At 68.2% G+C, this 16,446-nt stretch carries 18 protein-coding genes; 9 read left to right on the top strand and 9 right to left on the bottom strand.

Annotated elements, in window-relative coordinates; genetic code table 11:
- Positions 1-40 precede the first annotated feature (40 nt).
- On the top strand, positions 41-358 hold the full coding sequence (locus NWF34_RS12225; RefSeq protein ID WP_075862458.1) for a hypothetical protein: 318 nt from the start codon (positions 41-43) through the stop codon (positions 356-358).
- Positions 359-396: 38 nt separating this feature from the next.
- Here the strand turns inward: NWF34_RS12225 and NWF34_RS25465 are convergent, their stop codons facing one another.
- From NWF34_RS25465 to NWF34_RS12210, 4 genes are all read right to left on the bottom strand, one after another.
- Entirely contained in the window at positions 397-639 is a 243-nt protein-coding gene (locus NWF34_RS25465; RefSeq protein ID WP_075862459.1) for a recombinase family protein, read from the bottom strand.
- Positions 636-851: a hypothetical protein gene (locus NWF34_RS12220; RefSeq protein WP_075862460.1), complete on the bottom strand. Its 216-nt coding sequence runs from the start codon at positions 849-851 to the stop codon at positions 636-638. Before NWF34_RS12220 ends, NWF34_RS25465 begins: the two co-directional genes overlap by 4 nt.
- A 692-nt stretch (positions 852-1,543) precedes the next feature.
- Positions 1,544-7,756: a MobF family relaxase gene (gene mobF, locus NWF34_RS12215; protein WP_258325151.1), complete on the bottom strand. Its 6,213-nt coding sequence runs from the start codon at positions 7,754-7,756 to the stop codon at positions 1,544-1,546.
- A 5-nt stretch (positions 7,757-7,761) separates the two neighbouring features.
- Entirely contained in the window at positions 7,762-7,956 is a 195-nt protein-coding gene (locus NWF34_RS12210) for a hypothetical protein (RefSeq protein ID WP_258325150.1), read from the bottom strand.
- A gap of 477 nt (positions 7,957-8,433) precedes the next feature.
- Here NWF34_RS12210 and NWF34_RS12205 point away from each other — a divergent pair, with 477 nt between their 5' ends.
- The 3 genes from NWF34_RS12205 (at position 8,434) to NWF34_RS12195 (ending at position 10,401) form a co-directional block, all read left to right on the top strand.
- The gene (locus NWF34_RS12205; RefSeq protein ID WP_075862464.1) at positions 8,434-8,841 is read left to right on the top strand and encodes a hypothetical protein; all 408 of its coding nucleotides are present in this window, start codon (positions 8,434-8,436) and stop codon (positions 8,839-8,841) included.
- A 17-nt stretch (positions 8,842-8,858) separates the two neighbouring features.
- Positions 8,859-9,434, top strand: coding sequence for a hypothetical protein (locus NWF34_RS12200; RefSeq protein WP_075862465.1), 576 nt, complete (start codon positions 8,859-8,861; stop codon positions 9,432-9,434).
- 94 nt (positions 9,435-9,528) lie between these two features.
- Positions 9,529-10,401: a hypothetical protein gene (locus tag NWF34_RS12195; protein ID WP_139319393.1), complete on the top strand. Its 873-nt coding sequence runs from the start codon at positions 9,529-9,531 to the stop codon at positions 10,399-10,401.
- A gap of 8 nt (positions 10,402-10,409) precedes the next feature.
- Here the strand turns inward: NWF34_RS12195 and NWF34_RS12190 are convergent, their stop codons facing one another.
- The 5 genes from NWF34_RS12190 to NWF34_RS25370 all read right to left on the bottom strand — a co-directional run bounded on the left by NWF34_RS12190 (position 10,410) and on the right by NWF34_RS25370 (position 12,805).
- On the bottom strand, positions 10,410-10,751 hold the full coding sequence (locus NWF34_RS12190) for a thermonuclease family protein (protein WP_075862467.1): 342 nt from the start codon (positions 10,749-10,751) through the stop codon (positions 10,410-10,412).
- A 295-nt stretch (positions 10,752-11,046) separates the two neighbouring features.
- Positions 11,047-11,259, bottom strand: coding sequence for a hypothetical protein (locus NWF34_RS12185; protein WP_075862468.1), 213 nt, complete (start codon positions 11,257-11,259; stop codon positions 11,047-11,049).
- A gap of 17 nt (positions 11,260-11,276) precedes the next feature.
- On the bottom strand, positions 11,277-11,843 hold the full coding sequence (locus tag NWF34_RS12180; protein WP_075862469.1) for a DnaB-like helicase N-terminal domain-containing protein: 567 nt from the start codon (positions 11,841-11,843) through the stop codon (positions 11,277-11,279).
- A 3-nt stretch (positions 11,844-11,846) separates the two neighbouring features.
- Positions 11,847-12,269 carry a hypothetical protein gene (locus tag NWF34_RS12175; RefSeq protein ID WP_075862470.1) on the bottom strand — a complete coding sequence of 141 codons (423 nt, stop codon included), beginning with the start codon at positions 12,267-12,269 and terminating at the stop codon, positions 11,847-11,849.
- Positions 12,266-12,805 (bottom strand): hypothetical protein, encoded by a 540-nt coding sequence (locus NWF34_RS25370; protein ID WP_309148636.1) that lies wholly within the window; start codon positions 12,803-12,805, stop codon positions 12,266-12,268. Before NWF34_RS25370 ends, NWF34_RS12175 begins: the two co-directional genes overlap by 4 nt.
- Positions 12,806-13,367: 562 nt before the next feature.
- Here NWF34_RS25370 and NWF34_RS12165 point away from each other — a divergent pair.
- From NWF34_RS12165 to NWF34_RS12145, 5 genes are read left to right on the top strand one after another with little or no spacing between them, the layout of a single operon-like run.
- Entirely contained in the window at positions 13,368-13,748 is a 381-nt protein-coding gene (locus NWF34_RS12165; RefSeq protein WP_075862473.1) for a helix-turn-helix transcriptional regulator, read from the top strand.
- The gene (arsB, locus tag NWF34_RS12160) at positions 13,745-14,854 is read left to right on the top strand and encodes an ACR3 family arsenite efflux transporter (protein WP_075862474.1); all 1,110 of its coding nucleotides are present in this window, start codon (positions 13,745-13,747) and stop codon (positions 14,852-14,854) included. Before NWF34_RS12165 ends, arsB begins: the two co-directional genes overlap by 4 nt.
- Positions 14,854-15,537 carry an arsenate reductase ArsC gene (locus tag NWF34_RS12155; RefSeq protein WP_075862475.1) on the top strand — a complete coding sequence of 228 codons (684 nt, stop codon included), beginning with the start codon at positions 14,854-14,856 and terminating at the stop codon, positions 15,535-15,537. The genes arsB and NWF34_RS12155 overlap by 1 nt, the downstream gene beginning before the upstream one ends.
- Before the next feature lie 30 nt (positions 15,538-15,567).
- Complete coding sequence (locus tag NWF34_RS12150) at positions 15,568-15,996, top strand: arsenate reductase ArsC (RefSeq protein ID WP_075862476.1); 429 nt, start codon at positions 15,568-15,570, stop codon at positions 15,994-15,996.
- Complete coding sequence (locus tag NWF34_RS12145; protein ID WP_075862477.1) at positions 15,993-16,415, top strand: low molecular weight phosphatase family protein; 423 nt, start codon at positions 15,993-15,995, stop codon at positions 16,413-16,415. The genes NWF34_RS12150 and NWF34_RS12145 overlap by 4 nt, the downstream gene beginning before the upstream one ends.
- Positions 16,416-16,446: the final 31 nt, after the last annotated feature.

The raw sequence follows: 16,446 nt of genomic DNA, 5'->3' as shown, positions 1-16,446 counted from the left end.
ACCGTCAACTACGACCGCACACGATAAGGGGCACCATCTGATGTTCGACCGCACGCCACCACCGGTCCTCACCGACGGCGGGGATTGGTGGCTGCTTGTAGACGTGACGAGCGGGTTTGCAACCGGTGCGGTAGAGACCACGACCTGCTATTGCAAAGTGCTGCAATGGGAGCGCTGCGTCGACGCCGACCGCGAACCAGCGTTGGTGGGCTGGTTGAGTGGGAAGCTGCGTCCTGTGCGCGCCGACAGAATTCCGACTGACACTCCTGTCTCCCCGGGACATTATGTTCGCCTCACCAGGGAAGACATTGACGGCCTAGTGCAGGCAGGCAAATGGAAGACCATCGACATCTGGTAGCACCGCCGGGGAGAGCCCCGGCCGGGACCTCACTGCCGCTACATCTCAGACCCTGCTGGACGCGCGTACTTCCGCACGTGCACCGTGCCTAGGAGCCGCCAGACATGCTGGCGAGTCCAGTCCGTCCCGCCGGAGGGCGTCGGGACGCCGGCGTGGTTGAGGCGGTCGGCAATCTGCTGGTCGCTGTAACCGCGTGCGTGCCAGTCTGCGATCGCCTGGGCAGTGGAGGGTGAGCACAGCGGTGGCCGCCCGACCGGACGTCGGGATGTGGTTGTGGTCATGACCGCGGCTCGCCGTTGTCTCCGCGTCCCAGGACGCGAACGGTGTGGAGTAGATCGGCCAGGACGAGCCGTGCGTGCTCGCGTTGGGCCGGATCGGAGCTCCATAGCGCGGTGCAGGTAGCCGAGAACACGATCGCGCCTGCGATGACGACAGTGACGGCGGCGAAGATGAAAACCGCAGTGGGCGAGAACGAGATGTTGAGTGACGACACGAGGTCTGTCTCCTTGGAAGAAGGGGACAGCGCAACGCGCCTACAGACACCGGGTTAGGCGGCTAGGTGCACGATGCAAGGTCCCACGAGGGTAATCGGCTGGGAAACCTCGTGGGATGTGGGTCCGCGAACCACTCGCGGCTGGGTGGCCACTTCGTGACCGGGCGCCCGTGGACGGGAATTGCGGTGCTGCAAAAGAGTTTTAAGCGCGAGCGCAACTGAGACAGCGAAAAGCCAAGCGGAGTGCTCGCGGGCGGCCCGGACCGCCGCCAGACCGTCGGTGAAGGATTTCGGTCCCCGGACAGCGCGCCGTTGCAGAAACGCACTGCACGCTGCGCCAATAGCCCGTCGTCGCTCGATCAACGACGACCAGAATTGTTCGATCGTGCCCAGCGAGGCGGTCAGGCCTCGCAGCGACGAAGCTAGGCGTTGCTGCGTGCCCATTAGTGCCGTGACCTGCCCATAGTCGAGCGATGCGAACGGTTGGGGTGTGACTTGGGCTAGGCCGAAGCGCTCTAGCGGAACCTTCGGCATCATTCGGCGGACGACCTCGGCGTTCTGCTCAACCATCCTCCGCATGGAGGGGCTGAGGTGAGCCGAGGTCGTCATGGCACCTAGTTTAGTTCGACCTTCCGAGTGTTCGGTATTTCAGAGACCGCCGAACCTTCCTGCGCGCCAACCAGGTGGGCATGTTAGTCGCCGATGCCGTGGTCGTGGCCTCGATGCCGCTCCGGCGGTAGATCGCGGGGGCGAGGTGTAGAGGACGGCGGTGCGGCTGTCGTGGAGACGTCGCGACCACGCGGCGGTGCGATGAGAGCCCGGATGGTGTCTTCGGCGGCACGGGTTTCGGCCGGAAGCGTATCGCGGCGGGCCACTTCGGCTCGGGCGTGAGCGATGGCAGCGGCGGCGTCGTCACGGTCGTCGATGGCTTTCTGGTGGAGCTGGCGGGCACGGGCGTCGGCATGTTCGGCCGCAGCCAGTTCGCCTGTAAGCGTGGCAGTGTCGGCGGCGCGGGCGGTCAATTCGTCCCACTGGTGTTCGGGAACACCAACCTCTCGCTTGGTCTGTTCGTGGGCTGCGGCGAGGTACTGGTGCTGACGCTCGGCCGCGGCGACCGCCTCAGTGAGGCGCTGGTGGTGCTGGTCGTGTTCGACGCGGGCTTTGCGACCGCGGCCGGCGGGCGGCAGTCCCGCCAGCTCGGCGCGTGCGTCGGTGACGCGGGCGGCGGCGCCGGTGAGCGCATTCCCGGTGGTGCGGGCGGTGGCGATGCGGTCGACGGTGTCGGCGAGTTCGGCGTGCTCGGCGCGCACCCGCGGCGTCCGCTCGGGCGCTGGTCGGCTGGTCCTCAGATCGTCGACGGCGAGGGTGTGGCGGCGGGTGAGGGTGCGCAGGTGCGCGGTGAGCTGGTCGTCGCTCATGACGCGGATGGGGTCCGCGCGGAGCCAGTCGCTTAGCTCGGTGTTAGCCGCCGGTTCGGCGACCGCGGTGGCGGTGGCTTCGGTGGCGGGTTGCGTCGCCGACGGTGTGACCGCGTCGGGGGTAGCGACGGGCGCGGTGGCCGTGGTGGGCATGAGGTAGGTGTCGCGGTGGTGGTGCGCGGTCTGGGTGAGGGCGTGGACGTGGTTGAGGCGGTTGTCGATTCGATAGATGCGGGTGGCGAGGTCGGCGCGGCGGCCGCGCAGGTCCGCGAGGTTGAGTTCGTCGAGTTCGCTGGCTTGCAGGCGCATGAGTTCGACGTCGGTGTCGGTGACGCGGACACCACCGGATTCGGCGATCGCCTCCTCGAGGCGGGTAGTGGCGTCGGCGTAGACGGCGGCGAGGGCGTCGCGGTCGGCGACCGCGGCGGTGACGCGCCAGTCCAGAGCGGTGGCGTCAGCCTCGGCGCGTAGCGCGGCGAGGTCGGGTGCTTCATCGTCGCTGAGGGGGTCGAGGTCGGTGGTGTCGGCGGCGCGGAGCTGGGCGGCGGTGCGGCGCAGGGCGGATGCCTGGTTGGTGAGGTCTTCGATGAGTTGTTCGGCCATCATCAGGTCGTGGTGGTGGCCTGCGGCATCGGCTGCCGCGGCGAACTGGTGATCGGCAGCAGCGCGCAACGCCAGGACATGCGGTGCCATGGCCTGCTGGTGGGCGCTGGTGCCGGCGTTGATCGCCTCACGCAGCTGCGCCAAGTCGGTGCCGAGTTCGGCAAGCTGGGCGGTCAGTTCATAACGCAGCGCAATGCACTCGGCGGGGTCACTCGGCGCGGCGAACCGATCAGGTGCAGCAGCGACGACGTCAGCGGCGAACTCGTCGAAGGCCAGATCCTCGTAGCGGTCGAGGTCGTCCGGATCGAGGACGTCGACGCCAGTGTCCGGCGGCGGTTCGGTGTCGGTGAGCGCGGCGAGGTAGTCCTCGTCGACGGCGGCGAGCTCGTGGTCGACGTCGGCTACGGGGCCACTGGCCTGCGCCCATGGGTCGGACAGTCCGGCGGCTTCGGCTGCTGCTTCGGCGGCGGCTTCGTCTTCAGGGGTGGGCGGTGCCGGCGGTAGTGGGGTGGTGTCGGTGGCGTGGCTGCTGTGGGTGACGAGCAGTTCGACCCGCCAGGTGAGCAGGCGGGCGTACTCGTCGAGCCGCACGGTGTGGTCGTCGTCGGCGCCGTGGTGGAGCAGGGTGTCGGCGAGGTCAAGCAGGTCGTGGGGGGTCCACTGGTCGGGGTCGGCGGCGCTGACCGCGGCCACGAGTGCGGGCCAGGCCCGGTCGGTGAGGATCGCTTCGGCGGCCCGGTCCCCGACGATCCCGACGAGGTGGTCGGCCCAGTTGGGGCGCAGTCCGGTGTTGGCGGCTTCGACGGCGGCGGGCGCCAACTGTCCGGACAGGCGCCACCACAGTGCGGCGGCGGGCATTTCGGTGGGCAGCGGGTTGTCGGCGAGGGCGTCGTGGGCCAGGGCGTGCACGTCGATGCCGGCGCGGGCGGCCAGCGCCAGGTGGTCGGCGAGTTCGGGCCAGTACGGGTCGGCGAGGAGGTGGGGGTCGAGGTCGCGGGCGAGGTCGGCGTAGCGGGCGGCCTCGGCGGTGGTGGTGATGAGCGCGTCGGCGCGCTCGGTCAGCGCGGCGTGGCGCCGTGCCAGGGCGATGGAATCTGGTCGCGGTCCGGCGGGACGCCGGTCGGTGTCGTCGACGTAGCGGGCTGCGCGGAACACGGCGAGTTCGGCGACGAGCTCGCGGCCGCGTTCGGGGTCAGCCAGCAGCAGCGGACGGGCCCATACGGGGGCGGTGGTGGCGTCCCAGGCGGTGGCGCGTTCGGTGACGGCGGCGGCGAGGTCGGTGACGAGGGCGTCGCGGCGGGTGAGGTAGGGCGTCCACTGGGGGTCGTCGAACCCGTCGGGGACCCGCGGCAGCCAGGGCAGGGGCCCGCCGCCTGCGGAGTGTTGTTGGGTGGGGTCCAGTCGCCAGTCGAGCACGGCGGCCGGGTCGGCGGCGGTGGCCAGTTCGCGGTGGGTGATCGCGGCCTGCAGCCGCGCGATCGGGTCGTCGCCACCGAGGGCCAGCGTGGCGAGGTGGGTGCGCAGGGTGGGCCAGGCCGCGCACGCGGTGAGCGTGCCCGCGGGGGTGCCGGTGTGGGTGCTGTAGAGGGCGTCGGCGTCGTGTTCGAGGTCGCGCAGCGCCTTGGCGCCGAGGGTGTGTTCGGCGGCGGCACCGAGGGCGTGGTCGTAGGCGGCCGCGGCGCGGGCCAGGCGCAGGAACGGGTCGGCGGCTTCGCGTTGGGCGGTGGTCGCCGACTGTTGGGCGCCGTCGCGGCCGAGGATCGCCGCCAGGGTTTCCAGCCCCGTTTGGGGGTGGCGGGCCTTGGGGGTGGTGGCGTTGTGTGGGTCGGTTTCGGTGGTGGGCAGGTAGATGTGGTTGCCGTGGCGGCCGCGGGTCATCGCGACGTAGAGCAGCTGGCGGTCTAGGGCGTCGGAGCCGATGACGTGGCAGGTGTCGGCGGTCATGCCCTGGGCGGCGTGGATGGTGGAGGCGTAGCCGAGGGTGGTGTGTTCGGCGACGTAGTCAGCGGGTAGCTGCACGTGCCGGTTGAGGTCGAGGTGCTGGGCGGTGAGGGTGCCGTCGGCGCCGATGTGGGTGACCCGCCACCGGTCGCCGTTGCGGACCCAGTCGGTGGCCGACACGCGTAGGTCGCGGCGGTTGCTGCGGGTGCTGATGATGTCGCCGACGCTGGCCGACAACCCGTCCGACAGCCGCAGTTCTGGCCCGTGCAGGTGTGGGTCGATGGCGGCCAGGCGGTCGGCGCGGGCGCGTTCGTTGAGCGCGTTGACGGTGTCGCGGGTGGCGGCGATCATCACGGTGTCGCGGCCCTGTGCGCGGTCACGTGCCCATGCCCGGTAGGCGTCATCGGCGGCGGCAGCATCGGATTCGATGTGGATGCGGCCGTGGTCGGCGTAGAAACCGAGGGCGGCGGGGTCACCGTCACGCAGCGCCAGCGACGCCGCACCTTCGGCGGCATCGGAGAACCGCACCACTTGGCTCAGGGTGAGTGCGCCGGTCTCGTGCGCGACGTCGCGCAGCACACCGCCGGCCGAGATCGAGGCGAGTTGCTGGTCGTCGCCAACCAGACGCACACTGCCACCGCGGGCGGCCACGCACCGAATGACCTCGTCGAGATCGGCCGTGGAGGCCATCCCGGCTTCGTCGACGACGACGAGGGTGTCGGGGCCGATCTGGGTGTACCAGTCGGGCAGTGTGAGGTTCTGATATGTCGGGTCGGCCAGCGTTTTCTTGGCGGCGGCGACCTTGTTGGCGAGCTCGGGTTTACCGATGGTGCGCCAGCGTGGTGTGGCGGCCAGGGCGCGGGTCTGGGCGAGTTCGCGTTCCGCGGTGGCGAGTTGGACGAGTTTGGCGGCAGTGTCGGTGGTGGTGTCCAGTTCCTCGCGCAGCACCGCCGCGGCGGCAGCGGTGGGGGCCAGGCCGATGAGGGTGCCGCCGCTGTCGGTCCACGCCCGTGCGAGGGTGCGCATGGCGGTGGTCTTACCGGTACCGGCGGGCGCGAGGACCAGTTGCACACGGCGCCCGGAGGTCGCCAGTTCGCGCACCATGGCGGCCTGTCCGGCGTTGAGTTCGCGGCCGTTGGCGGCTTGCTCGAGCAACGCGATGTCGACGGTCGTCTCGTCGAGTCGGCGGCCGTCGAAGCGTTTGGCAGCGGCCACGATGCGGTGTTCGGCGGCGAGGATGTCGGTGCTGGTGTGCAGCGCGACGTCGTGGCGCACAAACACTGATTCGCCGTTCGCGCGACGCAACACCTCGGGTTCGTTGAGGTCGCCGTCGAGGGCGTCAGAGGACACCGCGACGCTGGTGTCGGCGGCCAGTGCGGTGTCGACGATGCGCTCGACCGCGGCGGCGAGTTCGTCGGTGTCGGTGATGCCGGCGAAGTCGCGGGCACGCAGTTGACGTTCGGCTTCGGCACGCAGATGCGGACGCTGCCAGCGGGCGCGCGTGGCCGAGATGTTCTCGATGCAATTGGCGGCGAGCTCGGTGCACAACTCGTCGGTGAACTCCGGGTGCTCGCGAGTACGCGGGCGTGGATGGGTGGCCTCGTGCACGAGGTCGCTGATCGCCCGATCGCCGCCGAGGATGCGTCGCGCATCGGCCCGCCACGCCTGGCGCTGCTCGGCGTAGGAGCGGGGTTCGTGTTTGGCTTCGCGGGTGTCCAGGGTGGCTTGCTGGGCCAGATCGAAGGCCTCACCGGTTGTGGGTTCGCGGCCGTGATCGGCGAGGAACTGCTTGGACAGTTCACCGATTCGTTCCTCGATCACTGCGCGCCGCGACGACCACCGGGCCATCAGTTCGGCGGACACACCGTCGATCTCGCGGACAGGTCGCTTGCGCACATCGGCCGAGAACCGTTCGCTGAACGACACCCCCAAATCGCATTGGAGGTACAGCTCGATGCGCGAGTTGTACACCTCCGAGGCCGACACGGTGGCCTTGAACAACGGGGTACCGTCCAGGGCCATCCACCGGGTGATCCCGGCGGCGTCGCGCACCCGCACCTTGTTGGAGATGGCGACGTGGGTGTGTAGGTCGGGGTCCCCGGCGCGGGAGTCGCGGTGGGTAAACGCTGCAGCGATCAGACCGTCGGTGTCGACCTGGGCGATGCCGTCGGTTCCCAACCGCGACAGGCACGCTTCGCGCTCGATGAACGCCAGTGCATCAGCGACCGCCTGACGGTGGGCGGCCTCGATCTTCTCAGCCATCGGCAGCGGCGCGACCGCCCACAACGCCGACACCGATTTCACCGGACTGAACGTCATGTCGTAGCCGGCAACCGCCGACTGACGCCGACGGCTTTCCTGCGCGATGAACCCTGAGAGCTCGCGCGAATCCCGCGGCGGCCGACGGTAGGTTTTCGTGAATCGCTCGCGCCCCAACTCGGTGCGCAACGCCGCCCGGGTGTCGTCGTCGATGACCGCATCCCAGCGTTCGCCGCGGGCGAGGTTGTGGTCGCGGAACACCACCGCGAGTTCCTGTAGAAACTCCGGGAATTCGTTGTAGACGGCGTAGGCGTTGCCCAGTTTCGTCGCCGCCAACGCCTGGGCAGCGCGGCAGTCCGAGGAGGCCACGGCGTGCTGCTCGATCGCGGTGGCGTTGGGGTGGCGGCCCTCACCGAACAGTGCCTTCATCTGCGCCGCCGACACAATCGACCCCGCCTCGACGGTGCGCGCCTCGGCGAGCTCATCGGCAACATCCAGGCCCGATCCGACGTCGCTCAGCCCGGCCAGGCCGGACCCGATCCACTGCCCCGGCGAGTCACCTTTGGCGCTGTAGTAGTCGGCCAGAGACACCCGCCCTTTGTCGGTGGCGTCCATCGCCGCAACGGATTTCGTCAGGTACTCATACCCGTCGCCGGCGGTGAGCTTGTGGATGGTTGCGGTCACTCAGGTCACCGCCGGAATGGGCGCAGCTCGTTGGTCCGGGCCACCGCATGGACGCTGGCGCGGTGCGCCCGGACCAGCTCGGCAATGACCCCGCTGGCGACCTCGTCGCCGCCCTCGATCCGCGCCGTCAACCCCGCGAGGAGTTCGGCTGTGGCGGTGGGGGAGTCCAGCACCTGGGCGACTGCATCCTGGGCGGTCATCCCAGTCGCGGCGGGCCGGTCGTGGCGGCGGACCCATGCCGCGCGGCGGCAGTCCGTCGAGCACCAACGGCGCGGCCGTCCGCGTCGCGGCGAGCCGTCTCCGGGCAGCACGCCACCGCAGTGATCGCACGTCCCGGCACCGGCCATGGCTGCATTCTGGCACATTAATTTCGTCGGACGAATCCGGAATGCAAGAGGTGTGTGGGAGTTAAGGGGTTTGGCGTTCGAGGGTGAGGTTGCGTGATGAGGGGTGATCGGGGGTGTTGGTGCAGGTGAGGGCGGGGATGAACGGAATTGGCGGGCGGGAAACGAGGGTGATGGAGAGGGGAGGGACGATGAAATGCTCACGGAGAAGGCGCGTGTGGCGGTGGCGAGAGGGCGTTGGCCGGCGTTATCGTGTCGGGTATGCCGTCGAACAATTCAAAACTCACTGGAAGCCAGGCGCGCGCTGCTGCGCGCAAACGAACCCTTGCCGCGTTGGAAACGCGTCGGGCCGAGGAACGCGCGAAGCTCGAACGCAAACTCGAAGCCGAGTTGCGGGTGATGGAAGCCAACGAGGCCAACATCGCCGAGTTCCTGCGGGCCGACTCCGAACTCGCCGCTGCCGAAGCAGAACTGCGACTGATCACCGAACGATCCACCCACGCGAAAGCCACCGCGCTGGCCGCGATCGCCGAGCGCGTAGGAAGTGTTAGTGGCGCGGCCGAGCTGGTGGAGATCAGCGCAGCCAAAGGTAAAACCTTGCTGCGTGAGGCGGGCCTGTCCGTCGGGACCAAAAAGGTCACCTCGAGTGCGGAGTCGACACCGGCCCCAGCCACACCGGACGCGGCCGCCGATGAGGCGCGCACCGAGCAGCCATCCGATCCCGGGGTGATGTCGGCCTAGCGTTCTACGGTTCGGCCATGAGTGTCGACCCCGACCACGATCAACTCCGTCTGTTCGCGGTGCCGACCGCCCACCTGACGGTCGGCACCACGACGCCGTCGCCGGGTGTGGTCACCGACCCGACACTGATGCCCGATGCTCGCGCCGAGCAACACTTCTGGCAGCACGTCGTCCTCACGCCCCGCGGCTGCTGGTACTGGATCGGCGCGATCAGCTCACCAGACGGCTACGGCCGATTCACCTTCCGCCGCAACAACCGCCAACGGGCGATCAGCGCACACCGTTTCGCGCTGCTGCTGGTACACCCCGACCTGGGCGCCGACGCCGCCGACATCGGCGAGCACTACTGCAACGAACCGCTATGCGTGCGCGTCGATTCCGCACACGTGCGCATCGGCACCCAAACCAACAACCTCACCTACGCCGTCGGTCTCGGCCGCCACCGCGGATCACGACCAACCACCGCCATAGACCGCGCCGCACGCTCGATCATGCTGCGCACCTACCTACGCGACGGCGGCGACCCCGAACAGGCACACCGACTGTTCCAACCCGTGCCGTCCACACCCGCCGACCAGCTCGGCCTGTTCTGACACCGACCTCCGCCTTGTGTTAGTGCCGGGCGCTCAAAGTGAGAGGGTCGTCACCGCACCTCGCCGTATCCTCCCGACCCAGATGGAGTAGCCGATGCTTGAAGTCTCGGACGCACCGACACGGCAAGTACGTTGGCAATTCATCGCGTCACGTGTGGCCGCGCTTGTCGTCGCTGCTGCGTCCTATCTGATCGCATTCGGACGGGGTATCTACACCTCGATCGAACGCTTCGGCGAGGGCGCCTCCACCCAGCCGTACTCGCGCGCCGCTGACATAGAACTTTGGTCGTTGATTGTCTTCGCGGCTCTCGTGTTCGTCATCGCGATCCCACTTCTTGGAGGGGCTGAGTGGCGTCCGTGGTGGTCCTGGCCGAGGTGGACGCGTCGCGCGCCGCTGTCGCCGTCGACCTATCTGGCGTGCGTGAGCGTGTTCGTGCTGAGCGTGTACGCCAGCGTGGGCAGCGGGTGGCTCATCGAGGTCTTTGTGGAGCCGTCGTCTGCTGTCGACGCCAGCACGACGGCGTCACGTCCACCCGCGGCGGAAGTCCTTGCGGCTCTGCGCGCCGGGTTCAGTGAGGAAGTGTTTGTTGTCGCGGTCCCGATCGCGGCGCTCGCGATGTGGCTACGTCCCACAGGGGCCGGCCCAATCGCGGCGCTGTGCGTGCTCGTCCCGATGCGGCTGGCGTACCACGTGTACTACGAGCTCGGTCTCGCCATTGGGATGGTTTTGTGGGCGACAGTGTCGGCCTACATGATCTGGCGCTGGCGCGACTACCGACTGGTCATCGCGTTCGCTCTGACGCACGCCGCATACAACATCTGTGAGGGCTACACAGTCGCCTTCTGGGTGTTGCTGGGTATCGCCGCGGTGAGCGTGATCGCGCTCGCGGTGACCCATCGCGTGCGGACCGGACGGTGGATCACCATGGCGGCACCGCTGCTGGTGCCCGCGCCTGTGCGCGCCTGAGGATCGGATTATCGCGGGCACTGTCCCCAGACGCCTGCTCGGGCTGCCTGCGCGTCGCGCTGGGCGGCGTCGAGGGCGTCGGCGTGGCGGCCGGGTTGGTGGTTGTAGACGTAGGTGCGTGCCCACCCTTCGGCGACGAGTGTGTGGTTGAGCATGGTGTCGCCGATCCAGACGTAGGCCAGGGCGCGGCCGTAGCGGTCGGTGTGGTCTTGGGTAGGGTCGTACTCGAGGCGCACGGCGGTGCCGGAGGCGGCGAGTGCGCGGGTGCGGTCGCTGGCTTGTGGGCCACACGGTTGGACCGGGGTGTGGGGTTTGCGGACCTCGGGGGTGTCGATGCCGAGCAGGCGCACGGTGAGCGCGGGATCGGTGTCGGTGTCGACGACGATCGTGTCACCGTCGACGACACGGGTGACTACTGCGGGCGTGGTGTCGGCTGAGGATCGCGACGGCTCGGCAACAGTGGTCGCACGTGTCCAGAGGTCGGCGGGGGCGGGGAGGGCGTCGACGACGCCGCTGAGAGCCGCGAAGGCTGCCGCGACGGTGCGGCGAGCAGCGCGAGGCGCAGCACGGTGCGGGAAGCGAAACGGGCGCGGGTGCGCATGGGCGAGCTCCGAACGAGGCGACGAGGGTCGGTGCGGGCAGGGGTCAGTCGAACAGCGACATCTGTCGTTCGGCGGCGGCGGCGTCGGTGCGGTCGATGTAGGTCTGCGCCCAGTCCTTGACCACGGCGACGGGTTCGTCGAGGGCGGTGGCGACTTGGTCCCAGGTGAGGTTGTCGACGTGGCGCAGGGTGTAGGCGTCGGCGTGGAGCTTGGCGAGCTCGGCGGCCGGGTATCGGGTGTCGGTGTCGGTGGGCATGGCGGTGTTCCTTTCGCTCAGTTCGGGCGCAGGGCGGACAGGCGGGTGCGGTGCTCGCGCAGGGCAATGCCGTGGGCGCACATGTAGTCCCACAGTTCGGCTTCGGGGAGGTGGTCGGCGGCGTGGGTGATGCCGTCTCCGGCGGCGCGGTAGCGGCGGCGGTAGGCATCGGCGACGACCATCGCCGCGTAGTGGCGGGCTTGGATGCCGTCGGCGCCGGCGGCGGTCGCCGCGACGAGCGCACGGGTGAGGTGCTCGGCGCCGAGGGTGGCCGCACGTCCTTGGCGGCGTAGTTCGTGGGCAACGGTGGTGGAGTCGTGCGCGCGGTGGGCGCCGTCGGCGATGAGTTCGGCGATGATCGTGAACAGTTCGCCGTGGGCGGGTACGTAGAAGTCCTCGGCGCGGACCATGCCGACGACGTCGGCGAGGTCGTCGTGGTGGGCGGGTGTGGCCCACAGCAGCGCCGAGAGGAACAGGACCTCGGCGTGACCGGTGTCGCTGGCCCACCCGTGGCCGTCGGTGAGCGCTACGTCGTCGTGGTGGGCTGCGCTCACCGACGGGTCGGGTGGGGTCTCGGCGGGCACGGGTCAGATCACCTGGCGGCGGCGTTCGGTGTCGCCGCGGCCGTCGTAGTCGTAGTTGAGGTAGTGGCCGTACTCTCGGCGGGCGCGCTCGGCCAGTTCGAGGGCCTGGTCGAGCAGGTGGGGAAGCACAGCGATGTCGGCGAGGCGGGTGTTCACCTCCGTGAGCGGGAGGCGGGTGAGGTCACCGTCTGCGTAGACGGCGATGACGATCGAGTGGACGGGCGGGCGGTGCGGGTTGCTCGGCACGAAAACGCCGGCGCCGTTGTCGATGAGCGCCTGCCAGTCGTTGTCGATGATTACCACGGCATCGCGCGTGCGGGTGTAGGCGAGGTGCCCGCTGCGCTGCGAGCCGAAGGTCGTGCGGGTGAACACCAACCCGGTGGCGGCCGTGATGTCGGTGAGGGCTGCGTCGAGGCTGTAGCTCATCGCAGCCGCCGTTCGGCGCGGGCCTCGAGGGCGGCGAGCATGGCGGTGTCGTCCTGGGCGGCGAGCGCGGCCTCTTCGGCGGCGCCGATCTCGCATTCCGGTGCGTGCGGATCGCTGAAGTGTTCCCCGCACCTCTGGCAGCAGTCCGAATGGATGTTGGCCATGGTGATCTGGATGACGCCCTCGTCGAAGTTGGCCACGAAGGTAAGGCCGTCGGGAACGGCGATGGAGACGACAAGATCGCCCTCGACGTCGGCGAGCGTGGCCTGCACCTGGGGTGCGGAGGTGTCGGCGGGATCCGCTGCGGCTTGGGTTGCCCACAGTGAGGCGTTGTCGGTGGCGATCGCGAGGCCACCGAAGGCCCACTGGGTGTGGTCGTTGGTGGCGTTGGTGGCGTTGGTGGCGTTGGTGGCGTTGGTGGCGTTGGTGGCGTTGGTGGCGTTGGTGGCGTTGGTGGCGTTGGTGGCGTTGGTGGCGTTGGTGGCGTTGGTGGCGTTGGTGGCGCTGGTGGCGCTGGTGGTGGATGGACGGCTCATCCTCGGTCTCCTTGGTCGGTGTGCTGGTGGGTGTCGTCGACGGCAAGTGCGACACCCGTTTCTGAGGGACTGGCGGGTCAGGCTGCGGTGGCTGGCGGAGAGGCAATATTCGTCGGCGCGATATTGGTCTTTGGCCTCACCGTCATTACTCGATGATACATCGTATCTGCTTGTCGTACAACTGTTTTCGTACTTGAATTGTCGATTTTGCCTCAGCCGCAACGTCGTTCGCTCGACATCAGACCCACACTCTTCGGCGTCCGGTCGGGTGTGGCCTTTCCTGATATTTGACCGCTTCTGCGCGCTGGCCGGATGCGTCAGGAGCGGAGAGCGGCCCGGTGCCGCGATCGGAGCGCAGCGCGTGGCAGCGGGTCGGTCGGAGTCTCTTGCCGCGCAGGTCAGGGCGTAGAACAATCGGCGGGTCAGGAACGGCGTTCTTCGTGCGGCCGTGGCCGCCACGCCTCGGGCGGGAGGTGACCGCCGCGCGAGAGCGGCGGCGACGCGGTTGGCGTTCAGCCGATGTTCATTTGTTCGGCAGTTCGAGGTCTGTCAATATAGACGCATGTCGAAACAGAACGAGTTGCCTGTCGTGGCAGGTGAGGCGTGTTGCACGCCGTTGGTGCAGGAACCGCTCAGTGCCGATGCGACAGTGGGGCTCGCGCGCATGTTCAAGGCGATGGGTGATCCGGTGCGGCTGCGGTTGCTGAGCTTGGTGGCCAGCCATGCCGGCGGGGAGGCCTGCGTGTGTGACATCTCGGAATCGTTCGATCTGTCCCAACCCACCATTTCCCATCATCTGAAGGTGTTGCGGCAGGCGGGTTTGTTGGACTGCGAGCGCCGGGGAACGTGGGTGTATTACTGGGTTGTTCCTGCTGCGTTGCAGCAGCTTTCGTCGATTCTGAGTTCAGCGGATCCCACCGCAGACACGTTGGTGACCGCGTGAGTACCGCTACGAACACACCAGAGCATCCCGCGGTCGTCGGCAGGCTGTCCACCCTGGACCGGTTCTTGCCGGTGTGGATCGGGGTGGCGATGGTCGCCGGGCTACTCCTGGGCCGGCTGATTCCCGGCCTGAACGATGCGCTCTCGGCCATCTCGGTCGATGGTGTCTCGCTGCCCATCGCGATCGGCCTGCTGATCATGATGTATCCGGTGCTGGCGAAGGTTCGCTACGACCGCCTCGACACCGTGACGGGGGACAAGCGTCTGCTCATCGGGTCGCTGGTTCTGAACTGGGTTGTCGGCCCGGCGTTGATGTTCGCGCTGGCCTGGATCTTCCTGGCCGACCTGCCTGAGTACCGCACCGGGTTGATCATCGTCGGGTTGGCGCGGTGCATCGCGATGGTCATCATCTGGAACGACCTGGCGTGCGGTGACCGTGAAGCGGCGGCCGTGTTGGTGGCGATCAACTCGGTGTTCCAGGTCGTGATGTTCGCGGTCCTGGGCTGGTTCTACCTCTCGGTGCTGCCGGGCTGGCTGGGTCTGGAACAGACAACGATCGACGCCTCGCCGTGGCAGATCGCCAAATCGGTGCTGATCTTCCTGGGTATCCCACTGGTCGCCGGGTTCCTGTCCCGGTATCTGGGGGAGCGGAGCAAGGGACGCGACTGGTATGAGTCGCGGTTCATTCCCAAGATCAGTCCGTGGGCGTTGTACGGGTTGCTGTTCACCATCGTGATTCTCTTTGCCCTGCAGGGTGATCAGATCACGTCACAGCCTCTCGACGTGGTCCGGATCGCAATTCCGTTGCTGGTGTACTTCGCGGTGATGTGGGGCGGCGGGTACGCGTTCGGCGCTGCTATGAAGCTCGGGTATGAACGCACCACCACGCTGGCGTTCACCGCCGCGGGCAACAACTTCGAACTGGCTATAGCGGTCGCGATCGCAACGTATGGGGCCACCTCGGGCCAAGCCCTGGCCGGGGTGGTGGGGCCGCTGATCGAGGTGCCGGTCCTCGTGGGATTGGTGTACGTCTCGCTGGCGTTGCGTAAACGCTTCACCGCCCCGCAGTCGACAGCTCAGCCGGGCTTGGTCACGGAGGCACGGTGATGGACGACTCGACCCTGGATCAGCGCCTGGCGGCAGGGGAGCATCGCGCACAGCCCGAACTGCTCATGCCGCATGTCGTGCTCGGTCGTATTGCCGCGGATTTGGCCGCGAAGTACGAGGGTGTGGTGTCGCGGCAGACGGTGGAGCGCTGCGTTTTCGAGTCGTATGCGGCACTGCGCCGCACCTCGCGGGTACAGGCGCATCTGACCTCGTTGGCGAGCCGGTTCGCTGCCGACCGGTTGCGCGCACTGGCGCAATCGGACGGGGCGATCGCCAAAGACGTGCCCGAGGTGTTGTTCGTGTGTGTGCACAATGCCGGCCGGTCGCAGATGGCCGCAGGTCTGTTGACCCACCGGGCCGGCGGCCGCGTCCATGTCCGATCGGCGGGTTCAGCGCCGGTCCATTCGATCAACCCCACCGTGGTCGAGGCGATGACCGAAATCGGGATCGACCTGGGCAACGACTTCCCCAAACCGCTGACCGACGATGTCGTCGCCGCCGCCGATGTCGTGGTGTCGATGGGTTGCGGTGATGCGTGCCCCATCTATCCGGGCAAGCGGTACCTCGACTGGACAGTCACCGATCCCGAAGGCCTGCCCTTGGATCGGGTGCGCGCAATTCGCGACGACCTCGACACCCGCGTACAGGGGTTGCTCCACGAGTTCGCTCCTCGCCCCGCATAACCCCCTCACACCAAAAAGGAAGCTGCTCCCATGTCTGCACAGACACCGAGTGTGTTGTTTGTCTGCGTCCACAACGCCGGCCGCTCTCAGATGGCCGCCGGGTTCTTGACCGCCCTGGGCGGCGGTCGGGTCGAGGTTCGTTCCGCGGGGTCAGCCCCCGCCGACGCCATCAACTCCGCCGCTGTCGAGGCAATGGCCGAGGTCGGTATCGACATCTCCGACCAATCACCGAAGATCCTCACCCCCGACACCGTCGAATCCTCCGACGTGGTCATCACCATGGGGTGCGGCGACGCCTGCCCGGTCTTTCCCGGCGTCAGGTACCGCGACTGGGCCCTGGACGACCCTGCCGGCAAAGGCATCGATGCCGTGCGCCCGATTCGCGATCAGATTCGTTCGCTCGTGGTCGACCTGCTGGCCGAGATCGCGCCCGCCGACGACACCTCGAGTGTGCGATGAGCGCACCACACTCGGTTCTGTTTGTGTGCGTGAGTAATCGGGGCAAGTCGGTGATGGCCCAAGGTTTGGCGAGCACGCTGGTCGACGGAACGATCAACGCCTCCTCGGCCGGCACCGACGCCGCGATCGGCAAGCGCGTCAACGAGCTGTCCGCTCAAGTGCTCGCCGAGGCCGGTGTCGACGTCAGCGACCACACCCCTCGCCAGCTCACCGACGATCTGATGCGCGAGGCGGACCTGACCGTCGTACTGGGAACCTCCGCGCAGGTCGCACCGCCAGAAGGGGCCGTCGTGGAGGTCTGGGAAACCGATGAACCCTCCCTGCGCGGGATCGACGGCGTCGAGCGCATGCGCCTGATCCGCGACGACATCGCCGCTCGACTCACCGACCTCACCGCCCGCCTGACCCACACCACCTGAACCGGTCGGCGGGCACCATCAGGGGTGCCCG

The sequence above is a fragment of the Gordonia sp. GONU genome (genome assembly GCF_024733855.1).
Taxonomy (GTDB): domain Bacteria; phylum Actinomycetota; class Actinomycetes; order Mycobacteriales; family Mycobacteriaceae; genus Gordonia; species Gordonia amicalis.
This window is presented reverse-complemented; position numbering and strand designations above follow the sequence as displayed.